The following is a 12235-nucleotide window of genomic DNA, read 5'->3' as shown; positions in this document are numbered from 1 at the left end:
TCAGACGGCCTGCAGGGCGGCCCCGCAGTCTCCCCGGAGACTGCGGTCGCAGCGGCGGTCGAGGGGGTTCTCGACGACGTCCCCGCTACCGTCCAGGCACCCTGGGCGCCGCGCGGGTGGCGCAGGCTCGGGCCTCCGAGCCGCTCCTCGCGCGCGCGGATGCGAATGCACGCGCTGCCCAGCGAGCGCGGGGGCGCGCGTGGGCGGGCGCGGGTGCCCGGCGGGGCGAGCGTGCGCGGGATCGGGCCGGTCCGGGGGCCCTTGTCCGATAGGTCGGCGGGCCCCGGCCACCGCCGGGCGAAGGGCCGGCCAGCGCGGCACTCCGCAGGGGTGCCGCGCAAGGTGGCTTGCAGCGCGAGCCGTAGAATTGACATGGCCTAGACAGTTGGCTGGCGGGCCGCGTCCTGCGGGTTGATTGAGAAGCGTGGCAGGACGGAGGGTGGGTGCGGTGGGTGGGGCTACACCAATCAACGCGCCCTGCCCCAAGCGCCGCTGGAACCGCCCGGCGCACGCCGAGCTCATGACCATCCAACATGTGAGCCCCTGTCACTCTTCCGGGTAATAGGCCCTCCAATGGAGGGCCTATACCTTGGCAGAGGCACATGCCATTGGCCTCTGCTTTAGGAGGAACCATGCCGACCCTGCGCAAGAGTCTCATCGCCGCGACCGTCGCACTGCTCGTGGGTGCAACGACCGTCGCGACGCAGAGCAACGTCAGCGCGGCTCCGGCCGCGCCCCCGCCGACCTACGGAATCCAGCATCTGAACACGCAGGTCGATCTGCCGCCCGGCACCTGGACCGACACCCCCCTGGAGGTTGTTCTCCCCAGGGCCGGCACCTACGAACTCGACGCGAACGTCCGTGGACGCCTGTCCGGTGTCCCCCCGCTCAACACGTACATCACCGCGCGACTGTGGGACGTCAACTCCGGCACCGCCGTGCCGCAGAGCGAGCGGCTCGTCCACCAGATCATCGACTACAACGCAGGCAACGCCGAGGCCGGCGGCAACGAGACCGCACCGATCAGCGAGCAGATCAGGGTCAACGGGCCGGCCATCATCCGGCTGCAGGGCCTGCGGACCGACGCACTCGGGGCGGCGACGATCGCCCAGATCTACTCGGACAACAGCGGCTACACCTCGCTCCGCTACGAACGGGTCGGCCCCTGACCGTCGCAGCCGGCCAGATCTAAAGGCCCAAACTCACAGCCAGGCCCCCGACCGGTGAGAACGGTCGGGGGCCCGGTGAGTTCCGTACCGAAGCGCGGCGTGCTGCCCGTGGGGTTCGGGCGTTCTCGCAGTCTCGGCCCGCCGGACGCCAACCGTATCGGCGGCACGGCCCGGGCGGCTGTCAGCACTGCTCCTCCTGCTCCTGGTTGTCCGGGTAGCGGTAGGAAATCAGCGGGGCGGTGGCGCGAGCCTGCCGGACCGGGTCGGCCCGGCCACGGGCAGGCAGACTGCTGTCATGGGGCTTCTTCTTGTCGGGGTGGCCGCGGTCGCCGTGGTCGTGTGTTTCCTGCTGTTCGGTGTGGGTGTGTCACTCGCCGGGTGGTTGGTGTTCGGCGTCGTGACGGGGTGGATGGTGCTGTCGCTGACGTTGGCCGCGGTGACACTGATCATCGACACCCACGGTCGCGACACGCCGCCGACGTTGGGGGAGGTCTTCCGGGCGTGGATGGTGACGGCAGCTCGGATGACATGGGTTCCGTTCGCGATGGCGGTCGATGTGATGCGGGGTCGGGGCGGGAGGCGGCCCGGGCCGAGCGCTTGATCGAAACTGCGCGGGCCGAATCCGTCCAGAAAGCGATCAGGCCCGGTCCCCAGTGGCTTCCGTCACCGTGCACAACTCCCAGCGCATGCCCAACTCGGTGAGGCGCTGGGCGCGTTGGGTGGGGATGTCGGCGCGTCGGTTGTGGCTGTTGGTGATGAACAGCCCCTGGCTGACCTCCACGGTGGTGCCGTCGTCCAGGAGGATGGTCTCCTTGTGTGTGCGGGGGACGTTCAGGTGCCCCTCACGCTCGCGGTACTGGGCGGCGGTGGCGAGGTTCCGGGCCTCCTTCTCGGCATGCGTCACCTTGGCGGGCGAGAGCTGCTCGGCGGGCAGCGGCTCGAGTCCGAGACGTGCTCCAGCGCCCACTGCTGGGCGGGGGCGAGTGTGTCCCAGCCGGTCTGCTGGGCGCGGCCCCAGGCGGCGAGGTTTTCGCCCTGGGCGACGATGCCGCCCGGCTCCGCGCCCGCCAGCGTCCCGCCGTCCTGGATGTGGCGCCAGGCCAGGGTGAAGTTCCGCTGCCATTCCACCGACCAGGTGGGGCACCACGCCGGGTCGATGGCGTCCAGGGCGGCCTTGCGGTCGGCGGTCAGCGCCCCCGCCCAGTCCAGGCCCTCCTCCCCGGCCTCGGCCCGGCGCTGGAGCGTCTCGGTGCGGCGTTGGGCGGTGCGCAGGTTCTTCATGATGGTCCCGACCGGGCGCCCGCCCCACACGGCCTCGTTGGGCGGGCAGGCGTGGCCGTGCTCGGCCGCGTAGCCGGCCACCGCGGTCAAGTTGCAGGTGAAGGCCGTGTCGAACACCGACCACACCATGCCGAGCTCGTCCAGCAGCGCGACCCGCTCGGCATCCAGCACATTGGCAGCCCGATACCGGCGCTGATCGGCCACCCACACGCCCGGCCGGTGCCCAGACGGCGCCCGGTAGGCGTACGGCACCTTCACGTCACCGAACTTCTCCCGGTAGGCGAGCAGCTCCTCCAGCCCCCGCCGGAACTCGGCCCGCTCCGGCTCCAAGACCCGGGTGCGGATGAACGCGGCGATCACGGCGGGGTCGCGCTGGGTGGAGAACTGGAGCTGCTGCGCCTCCCCGGCGGCGGAGCGGCGCTCCTCCGGCTCTCCGGCGTGCTTCGGCTCCCTGGGCGGCCGGGTCTCGGACTGCGGCATGGCCAGGCGCTCGATGGCGGCCGCGTCGTGCGAGCGCAGCGCCATCAGGATCTTGGACAGCCCGTCGTAGGCCCGGGAGGTCAGCAGCTGGTCGCCCCTCTCGCCGGCCCCCAGCAGGACGGGCACGACGATGGTGGCGATCTTGCCGCTGCCCGGGCGCATCCGCAGCGCCCGCCCGACGGCCTGGACCAGGTCGACCATGGACCCGCGCACGTCGGCGAAGAACACCGCGTCGCAGTCGAAGGTGTCCACGCCCTCGCTCAAGACCTTGACCGAGGCGAGGATGTACCGCAGCAGCCGCCACCCGTCCTCCCCGACCAACGAGGCGAAGGTGGCCAGAAAGGCCCGCCGCTCGGCGGAGGTGTGCTCGGCCTCCAGCCACGTCGTCCCGATCAGCTCCGGCTGCGGGTGCAGCGCCGGGGCCTGCTCCCACAGCACCCTGTTCGGCCGCGGTGGCGTCCGTCGTGGGTCGTGGGGTGGGTGGTTGAGCGGCGGATCGGTGGGAGTGGCCGGTCAGTAGTTGTGGTGGACCTGCCAGTAGGCCCAGGCCTGGTTCGGGCTGCCGTAGCGGCTGTTCATGTAGTCGTAGGCCCACTTGATCTGGGTGCCCGCGTTGGTCTGCCAGTCGGAGCCGGCGGAGGCCATCTTGTTGCCGGGGAGGGCCTGGCCCAGGCCGTAGGCGCCCGAGGACGGGTTGGTCGCGGTGACGTTCCAGCCGCTCTCGTGGCTGATGATCTGGTCGAAGGAGGCGAGCTGGCCGGCGGGGACGATGTTCGCGGCCAGCGACTGCGGCGTCTGGGCCGAGGCGACGGTCGGGGCGATGGAGGCGCCGATCGCGGCGATGCCGACGGCGGAGGTGAGCAGGGCGACGGACTTGCGCATGCGGGTGGAGATCACGGGCATGTGGAGTTCGACCTCAATCGTGGGGGCGCCTCGCCCCGCGGTTCGGCGGGCCCGGTGGGGCCCGGCGGGCGGGAGTCGGCACCGGGGCGGTCACGGGTGGTGACTGCCGTACGGGAGTTGCGGGAGTGGATCGGACCACCGCCGCAGCTGGCGACTGGGCCATTGTTAGCGGGGTCGGCGGCTGGCTCCAAGGGGTGCCCGCTACGACGCGGCGTCGTAGCGGGGTGGGGCGAACACGCCGCTCGCGCGCGGGCCGGCTGCTCGTCGTCCGGGCGGTCAAACCTGGCAGGGCATGCTTTTTTGGGCGTTTTGTACCGGTTTGAGCTGCGAAAACAGTGGAGGCTCGGCCGTAGGCGCGGGAGCGCGGCGGGGGCGGCGAGCAGCCGGGCGGGTGCGGTGGCCGGAGCCGACGGGTGGCCTACTAGGGAGGGTAGGGGGCGCCCGGGACGCGTGAGCACCGTCACGGGCCACCCCGATCCGGCAGCCCCCTCAAGGGGATCCAGCTCACATCGTGATGGCTGTCTGTGACCGTGTGGTGGCGCCGACACGTGTTCGGTCGCAGCCCGGTCGCCGAAGACCCGCACCGCTGATCGGGCGCGCCCGCGAAGGCCCCGGACCAGCGGCTCGCCGCCGCCCGGCCGGACCCGCCCCTGCGCATCGCTCTCGACCCGCGCCGGCCTCGATGTCCCTGGCCGGCGACGACCGGCAGGCCGCCGGCTATGGCCCCGGCGGCCGGGAACCGGTCCGGATCCGCGTGAGCATCCTCGGGGCGCCCTGCCGCGCGCATCGGTTCTTGGGCGCGCGCCGCTTGCTGATGGTCTGCGGCGGTGCAGTGGAAGGTGATTCGGTCGGCGATGGCCGCGCAGAGGCGGGCGTCCCCGAGGGTCTTGTCCCACTCGGTGAACGGGGAGTTCGCCGGTCCGGCCGCACCACTCACACCCCTGGCGACCTGGCGCGGGCCGATCACCGCGATCAGCGGCTGGACGCTTGGCCAGCCTGACCAGGAGTAACTAGCCGTTGCTCTATCGAACTTCGTGGGCGTGAGTTCGAGTCTGCCAACTCGGTCGGGTGATTCTCTGATCAGCAGGGCATGAAAGTGGGGCCTCCCGCACAGCTCGTGGGTGTCGAATCCAGCCGAGCAACAGGAGGCCCCTGGTGCTGCAGTCTCCCGTGTCTACGCCGTTGTCGTCCAACTCTGCACCCCTGTCGTGTGATTGCCTCGCTCACCGGTTTGGGAATGCCGGGGACCGCACGCACAGGCGTCCGAGATACCCCTCGGACATGAACGACGCGGAATGGGCCGTCGTGCGCGACGCGATGCCCGTGCCCGCCTGGCTGGAGGGCCGCGGCGGGCAGCCTGAGGGCTACTGCCACGGCAGCTGGTCGACGCTGTGCGCGACCTGGTCGCGGGCGGCATCGCCTGGAGGGCGGTGCCTGCGGACTTTCCCGCGTGGGACCGCGTCTACGCCTTCTTCAGGCGCTGGCGTGACACGGGCCTGGTCGCCGAGTTCCACGACCGGCTGCGCGACCGGGTCCGGAAGGAGGCGGGCCGTGATCCGGAGCCGACCGCCGGGATCATCGACTCCCAGTCGGTGAAGGGGGCGGCGTCCGTGCCAGCGGCGAGCCGGGGGTTCGACGGCGGGAAGAAGACATCCGATGCGAAAAGGTGTCAAGCAGCCAGTGCCAGGTGAGGCCCTGGGGAAGGAGGGAAGGCGACAGCCTCGTCGAAGGGGACTCGTCGGGTCAGGCAGTGATGGAGGCAGCCGATCATGCGGTTGAAGAGGTTGCGTTGGGCGGCTATGTGCCGCTCCCCGGTTGCTCGCCTGCGGTCGTAGTGGGCCCTCGCGCCGGTTGAGTGGGCCATGGCGGCGAAGGCCCACATGTATCCGACGGAGGCCAGCCTCTGGTTCTTCACCCTGCGGGCCAGGACCGCCATGCTCTTGCCTGAGGCCCTCGTGACGGGGGCCGCGCCTGCGTGCGCCTTCAGCCCTCTGGCGTCCGTGAACCGGGAGCGGTCGTCACCGATTTCGGCGAGGACGCGGGCGCCGCTGAGCGGGCCGAGGCCGGGGAAGCTCGTGATGATCTCTGCGTCGGGGTGAGTCTCGAAGGCAAGCGTCGACGCTTCGGCGAGGTCCTCGGCGCTCGCAAGCGGCTTCCAACTGACGGAGCAGGGCCAGCGCCTGTCGGCCCATGGCCTGCTCGACCAGGGGGAGTTGGCGCATCTAGGGAATGCGAAGGGCCGCGTGGAGCCGGTCGGCTTCTGCTTCGATGGTGTTCTTGCGGCCGGCCTTCTTCAGTAGAGCTCGTAGCTGTGGACGGGTGAGTCGGGAGGCCCGTTCAGGAGTAGGGGCTGCGGCAAGCAGAACCCGGGCGATGGGGTGGAAGATCCCCTCGCGGCGATGGCCGACAGCGGTCAGATAGCCGGGGTAGTACGCCCGCAGGTGCGCGGTGAGCTTGTTGCCGGCCTGGGTGCGGTCCCAGACGGCGTCCTGCTGGGCACGTGCGAGGACGGCCACGGACCCGCAACTGGCCACCACCAGAACCACCATCACCCAGCCAGGAGCAACCTAAAGTCACCGGCATTGCGCCTAACCCGGGCCCGGCTTCGCCGGGGCCGGTCCGCTGCACATCAGCAGCGTCCGCGCGTAGGCGACATGAGAGCGGATCAGCCGCACCGCCCGGTCGGTGCCGCCGGGCAGGAACGGCAGCACCACCAGCGCGGGCACCGCTGCCACGGTCACCACCGCCAGCACCGGCACCGTCAACGCGACCAGCAGGACCCGCTGCACGGGCCCCAGTGCCCGGCCGCCCAGCGGGAAAGGGAATGTCGGCATGTACCGCTCCGAATCAGGGGAAGTCGACCCGTACGCACCCCGCACGGCCAATGCCGCGAAACCGGCGGCATCACGACGATGCCTCTGATGGGATGGCCACAGCCACGCCGGAGGGTTGTCCACCGGACCGGAGCCGAACAAGCCGGGTTGACCGACGAATGACGCGGTCTGAGGAGAGGAGGGGCCCTGCCCAAAGAACAGAGCGCACCGGCGGGCGGCCGGCCCTGGGGGCCGCTGAAGGGCACCAGCACCGAGGCGAACGCCATCGCCGAACTCCTGCGGACCTGGGTGCGCGGTGCCAGCCTCAGGGTCGACGAACTCCTCGACGCCCTCACCCCCGAGCACTTCGCCGACCACCGGGTACCCGCCAAGTCCACCGTCTCCGACTGGCTGGCCGGCCGAACCCCACGCTGGGACTTCGTCGAAGCCGTCGCAGACATCTGCTCCCACGACTCCCAAGCCGCAGCACGGCTCACTGAGCAGGCCCGACCCCTGTGGGACAAGCTGCGCAGCACCCCCACCCCGGTCAGCACCGCCTTCCCCCCGGCGGGCGACAAGGGCGCACTGGTCCTCGCCCAGCAGCAGACCATCGACGTTCAGAACCAGCTCATTCACGCCCAACAGGCCCTGGCCAGCAGCCGCCAGGCCGAGGCCAACGCCGGCCACCTCGTCATCCTGCTCCTGCAGATGATCGGCCGGCTGAACCTGCGCATCGGCGAACTCGCCCGCCAGGCCGACCGCCTGCACACCCACCCCACGGCCCCTCAGCGGCAGGAGCAGGACGTGCGCCGCCGCCTCGCCCAGGCCGAGGAGCACCGGCAGCGGGCCGTGCGGGAGAAGGATCGGGCCGAGGCCAAGCAACGCGAAGCGCTCGACCTCGTCGACCAGGCCAGCCGTGAGATCGACCGGCTGCGCGCGGAGGTCCACCACCTCAAGTCCACCGCCGGGGCCGACGAACCCGAACCGGGTCAACTCAGCGCGTTGGTCACCCCTGACAACGACATCGCCTTCCTCGACGACATCGCCCAGTCCCTCGACAAGGCCGCCCACGTCAACGACACCGGCGACCAACTCACCCAGGACGCCCGTGGCGCCCTGGGTGAGCCCGCCTTCACATCCTGGGACGTGATGCACGCCCCCGCTGTCGTGGAAGCCGTATCGGACAACCCGAACAACCCCGCCACCAGCGACGCAGAACCGGACAACACCGCCGTGCAGGCCAGCCGTTTCGGAGCCTGGCTCGCCCAGCGCGCGACCAGGACAGCACCGCCCGCACCGTCGGCAGCGGCATACGTGCGGCGAATCCAGTCGCTCGACCCTCCCCTCGGTCCCAACGACTTCACCGAGCTCCTGGACCAGGCTGCCCTCCAGCTGCCGCTGAGCCAGCTGCTCGAACTGGCCACCGATCAAACAGTGATCAAGCTCGGTAACCCGTATGACCATCTGCTGCTCAGCACGGCAGCACGCCCTCCGAAAGAGGTCGCGACTCTGATCGCACACCTCAGCGAGCACGGCGCTGGCGCCAGCAACAGAATGCTGCTCCTGCTCCGGCACATGCGGTTGGATCAAGCGGAGCAGATCGCCACACAGCTGCGGGAAAGCGGCCACGACGACGAAGCCCGTGACCTCCTGCGTAGGGCGGCATCCGACTGGCCGACCGCGGAGACCGTCCAGCTGACCGAACGCATCAAAGCCGAGGGCTACTCCTCCGAAGCACGAATTCTCCTGACCCATGTAGGCATGAAGCGGCCCTTCCACGAAGTGACCGACGCCGTCAACGAAGCACTGGCGGCAGGTCACAACGACGTGGCCCGCGCCCTGCTCAACGGCGCCACCGCAGGAGCTAAGCCCTGGGACCTCGTCGAGCTGATCACACACCTGAGAGAAACCGGCCACCTTGACCATGGGGCGTTTGTGCTCGGCTACGCAGCCAGGGACCTCCATGTGAAGGCCACCGCCGAGATCATCTCCGCCCTGCAAGCCCGCGATTACCCGACAGCCAGCGAAGACGCCACGACCCACCTGCCCGCTCCCAGGGCACGCCTGATCAACACCGCGCTGGAGAAGCTGCGCCCTTAGAACGACTGGTTCCGTCCCACCGGCCTCGGGGTGGTCCGTGGCGCGGCCGCACCCAGGAACGCAGCGGGTCCGCCGACACGTCCGACTCCGGGGCTCAGGATGCCGTGAGGAGCTGCTGGAGGAACTCGGGGAGGACCCGGCCACGGTGGCCGCGCTGGCGCTGTGGAGTTGCAGCCAGGTGATGGAGGTCTTCAACGACCTCCCGGTCGAGATGCTGGAGCGCGGCGACGTCGGCTACCGCAGTCTGGTGCGGGCCTACTCGCAGAGCACGTTCAAGAACGGCTTCGACGCCCGCGAGCTGAAGGACCTGCACGAGGTCTGCCGCTCCCTGGACTCTCAGGCCCTGCACAGGGCGGCGGAGCGGGCACTGGAGGTGCTGCCGACCGAGCCGGGCGACCCGCTGCTGTTCGGCTCCCTGCTCGGGGCCTACACACCCGGCGACGGCGGCGACGTCCAGGACTACAGCGCGACGATGGCGATCAGCGGCTCAGAGGTGGTCATCACCGTCGCGCCGCGCGGTGCCTGAGGCCGGCACAGGCCGCTGCGCCCGGCCGCTCCAGCACCCCTGGCCGGCCGCCCGAACCTGCACTACTCCCGCAGTGGACGGCTCCATCAGCCAGTGGGTCGACCAGATCAACGCCACCACCGCGCGCATCTTCCGCACCGGGCCCTTCTACCCAAACGACCGCACGTAACCGCGGCGCCGCCGGCCGATCCGCTCACCCGCGAGATCGGCCGACGGCGCCCCTACGACGACGTACGAGCCACGGCAGCCACCACCCGCTACGCCCACTCCACGCCGTGCTCGGCGAGTTGCGCGAGCTGGCCGGGCGTCAGTTTCGCCCGGCGGGCCTTCTGGTTGTTGAGCCAGGTGCCCAGCGCGAAGTGCGACTCGACCACCCGCTCCTCACCCCCGGGGCTGGCCTCCACAGTCTCCAGCGGCTCCCTGTGCGGGCGCCGGACGTTCGCGTGGCGCTCCCGCTCCACGAACTGCGCCAAGGCCACCAGACCCTGCTCGAACCGGTCCGCCTGCGACACCTTGGGCTTGGCCGCGGCCGCCGCCCGCGCGGCGGCGAGCTCCTGGTCCTCCTCGATGCCGATCGCTGACAGCAGGTCCTGCTGCTCCTGGTCGAGCTCGGCCCAGCCGGCCCGCTGCGCCTTCGCCCACCGGCCGAGCTGCTCGCCCTCGAACACCGTGTCCACCGGCAGCACGGTCCAGTCGACGCAGCCGTCGGACTCCAGCCACCACTGCCGGGCGACCGCGTAGGTGCGCTGCCACACGATCGGCCACGCCGGGCACCACCACGGGTCGATCTCCTCCAACGCGGCCCGCCGCCGCGGGGTGAGAGCCCCCGCTTCGCCCACCGGCACCTGGGCCGCTGAACGCAGTTCTGACAACCACGTGCCAATCGCATAGCCACCCACCGATGCCCGTGCTGGGCAGGCCAGAGAGCCACCGTGGCCCTTCGCCCAGACGCGCGCCCAGTCGAGGCCAGCCTCGAACCGCGCATCGCTGACGGACCAGATCATCCCAAGGTCATCGAGCATCATCACCCGGTGTCGTGCCAGTTCACCGCTTGAATGCTCGGTACGCCGGTCCGAGAGCCATTTTCCGAGCGGGAAATTACCCGACTCGCCGACCATCGCAGAATAGGGAACATCGAGTCCGCCGGTCTCGTCGAACCACCGCCGGGCATGGCCGATCCCCTCACGCCAGAACTGACTCTCACTCGTCAGCACCCGCGAGGAGACGAACAGCGCCAACACGTCCGCATCGACCGGCACCTGGAACCGCACCGGCAGCGTGAACGCCCCCGCCCCACCATCCCCTGACCCACCCTCACCAGGCAAGGCAGCCGCCTCGGCACCGCGCCCGGTGGTCCGCCTACCCGACTTCTGCGGCACCGCCAGGGCCTCCACCACCCGGGCGTCGTGTGACCTCAAGGCCGACAAGATTCGAACAAGCGGACCGTAGCTGTCCGACTCCAGGATGTCCCCGGGCTGCTCCCCGGCCTTGAGGAAGACCGGCACGATCAGGCTCGCGGTCTTTCCCTCGCCGGGCTTCATCCGCAGGGCCCGGCCGATGGCCTGGACGATATCGACCATGCTGCCCCTGCCCTGGAGAAGCACCGAATCCGCATTCGGCATCGATATTATCTAGAGCTGGCCTTGGCGTTGGTGACGTTTGGTCTGGGGCTGAGCTGCGGTGATGGGTGCCGGTACAGGGCTCTGCCGGCGCGTGAGGCACGTTTGGTGTGGATGTCACCTGCGGGGATGAACACCCCGGTCAACCACCGGCTGAGTAGGGCAGCGGTGGCTAGGGTCCCGGCATGGATCCATGGTTCACGGCGGAGCGGGCGATCGACCCGGCCACCGGCACGGTGCGGTGGGTGGTCGCGGACAGTGCGACGTTGGAACTGCATCTGGAGGCGACGGCGTTCATCGCCTCGCTCCGCTCCCGTGGGCTGTCACCGAACACCGAACGCGCCTACGCCAGCCGCATCGCGCTGTACCTGAACCACTGCGCCGGGAGCCGGCTGGATTGGCGGGCTCCGAGTTTCCTGTCCCTGTCGGGCTTCCAGCGGTGGCTGGTGACCGAGCCGTTGCCGCCCCGCGGCGGTGGCCCGCGGCAGGACAGGCCGGTCTTCCGATCCCAGAACACGGCGAACGCGGTGATGACGGCCATCGCCGCTTTCCTGCGGTTCTGTGTCGCGAACGGCTGGGTCGCCCCCCGAGTGGCCGGCCTGCTGTCACAGCCCAAGTACCTGGTCCACGTCCCCGCCAGCTATGACGCGGGGGAGGGAGACCAGTTCCGCACCGTGGGTGCGTCCGCGTTCCGCTTCCGGATAACCGAGCCCGGCTACGAGAACCTGACCCCCGATCAGATCGCCCACATGATCAGCATCGCCGCCCGGGCCCGGGACCGGTTCCTGATCGCCCTACTCGCCTGTACCGGGGTGCGGATCGGTGAAGGGCTCGGGCTGCGCCGCCAGGACATGCACCTGCTCGCCTCCTCCCGCGCGCTCGGCTGCACCACCAACGGCCCGCACATTCACATCCACCGGCGCACCGACAACCCTAACCGGGCACTGGCCAAGGCCCGCAAGCCCCGCACGATCCCCGTCACCGCGGACCTGACCGCCCTCTACACCGACTACAGGTACGAGCGCGACGCAGTGCCCCAGGCCGCCGACGGCGACATGGTGTTCGTGAACCTGTTCCGGCCACCGCTCGGGCGGGCGATGTCCTACCCCAACACCAAGGACATGTTCGACCGCCTCGCCCGCGCCGCCCGCCACCCCGCGCGCCCGCACATGCTGCGCCACTCCGCCGCGACCACGTGGCTTCGCGACGGCGTGGACCGCGATGTCGTGCAGTACCTGCTCGGCCACGTCTCCCCGCTGTCGATGGAGCGCTACCGCCACGTCGACGACACCGAGACCCGCGCCGCGGTCGAACGCCTCGAAGCCCTCCGGGAGCACCAGTGAC

Annotated in this window: 11 protein-coding genes and 1 pseudogene; 6 read left to right on the top strand and 6 right to left on the bottom strand. The window is 70.4% G+C overall.

Going from position 1 to position 12235, the window contains the following annotated elements; genetic code table 11:
- The first annotated feature begins 632 nt into the window (after positions 1-632).
- Together P3T34_RS01100 and P3T34_RS01095 are read left to right on the top strand one after the other, a co-directional pair.
- Entirely contained in the window at positions 633-1169 is a 537-nt protein-coding gene (locus tag P3T34_RS01100; RefSeq protein ID WP_280664047.1) for a hypothetical protein, read from the top strand.
- Positions 1170-1464: 295 nt separating this feature from the next.
- A complete protein-coding gene (locus tag P3T34_RS01095; protein ID WP_280664046.1) occupies positions 1465-1770 on the top strand; it encodes a hypothetical protein in 306 nt (101 codons plus the stop codon).
- Between the two features lie 36 nt (positions 1771-1806).
- Here the strand turns inward: P3T34_RS01095 and P3T34_RS01090 are convergent, their stop codons facing one another.
- The 3 genes from P3T34_RS01090 to P3T34_RS01080 form a co-directional block, all read right to left on the bottom strand.
- Positions 1807-2073, bottom strand: coding sequence for a helicase associated domain-containing protein (locus tag P3T34_RS01090; protein ID WP_280664045.1), 267 nt, complete (start codon positions 2071-2073; stop codon positions 1807-1809).
- A complete protein-coding gene (locus P3T34_RS01085; RefSeq protein WP_280664044.1) occupies positions 2070-3368 on the bottom strand; it encodes a helicase associated domain-containing protein in 1299 nt (432 codons plus the stop codon). Before P3T34_RS01085 ends, P3T34_RS01090 begins: the two co-directional genes overlap by 4 nt.
- A gap of 75 nt (positions 3369-3443) precedes the next feature.
- The gene (locus tag P3T34_RS01080; RefSeq protein WP_280664043.1) at positions 3444-3833 is read right to left on the bottom strand and encodes a transglycosylase SLT domain-containing protein; all 390 of its coding nucleotides are present in this window, start codon (positions 3831-3833) and stop codon (positions 3444-3446) included.
- A gap of 1391 nt (positions 3834-5224) precedes the next feature.
- On the opposite strand from P3T34_RS01080, the gene P3T34_RS01075 reads away from it, so the two are divergent.
- On the top strand, positions 5225-5524 hold the full coding sequence (locus P3T34_RS01075) for a transposase (protein ID WP_280664042.1): 300 nt from the start codon (positions 5225-5227) through the stop codon (positions 5522-5524).
- On the opposite strand, the pseudogene P3T34_RS01070 reads toward P3T34_RS01075, so the two are convergent.
- Both P3T34_RS01070 and P3T34_RS01065 read right to left on the bottom strand, forming a co-directional pair.
- Positions 5503-6352, bottom strand: a pseudogene (locus P3T34_RS01070) (transposase); the annotation flags it as partial. The gene P3T34_RS01075 and the pseudogene P3T34_RS01070 overlap by 22 nt on opposite strands.
- A 69-nt stretch (positions 6353-6421) precedes the next feature.
- A complete protein-coding gene (locus P3T34_RS01065; protein WP_280664041.1) occupies positions 6422-6667 on the bottom strand; it encodes a dTMP kinase in 246 nt (81 codons plus the stop codon).
- 288 nt (positions 6668-6955) lie between these two features.
- Between P3T34_RS01065 and P3T34_RS01060 the strand changes: the two genes are divergently transcribed.
- Both P3T34_RS01060 and P3T34_RS01055 read left to right on the top strand, forming a co-directional pair.
- Positions 6956-8746, top strand: a complete 1791-nt coding sequence (locus P3T34_RS01060; RefSeq protein ID WP_280664040.1) for a hypothetical protein — start codon at positions 6956-6958, stop codon at positions 8744-8746.
- A gap of 37 nt (positions 8747-8783) precedes the next feature.
- Entirely contained in the window at positions 8784-9272 is a 489-nt protein-coding gene (locus P3T34_RS01055; protein ID WP_280664039.1) for a hypothetical protein, read from the top strand.
- A gap of 257 nt (positions 9273-9529) precedes the next feature.
- Here the strand turns inward: P3T34_RS01055 and P3T34_RS01050 are convergent, their stop codons facing one another.
- Positions 9530-10852 carry a helicase associated domain-containing protein gene (locus tag P3T34_RS01050; protein ID WP_280664038.1) on the bottom strand — a complete coding sequence of 441 codons (1323 nt, stop codon included), beginning with the start codon at positions 10850-10852 and terminating at the stop codon, positions 9530-9532.
- A 224-nt stretch (positions 10853-11076) separates the two neighbouring features.
- Here P3T34_RS01050 and P3T34_RS01045 point away from each other — a divergent pair, with 224 nt between their 5' ends.
- Positions 11077-12234 (top strand): tyrosine-type recombinase/integrase, encoded by a 1158-nt coding sequence (locus P3T34_RS01045; protein ID WP_280663836.1) that lies wholly within the window; start codon positions 11077-11079, stop codon positions 12232-12234.
- The last annotated feature ends 1 nt before the right edge of the window (position 12235 follow it).

Origin of the sequence: Kitasatospora sp. MAP12-44 (assembly GCF_029892095.1) — a bacterium.
Classification (GTDB): domain Bacteria; phylum Actinomycetota; class Actinomycetes; order Streptomycetales; family Streptomycetaceae; genus Kitasatospora.
Note: the sequence above shows the minus strand (reverse complement) of the source record. Positions and strands in the feature narration are given on the sequence as shown.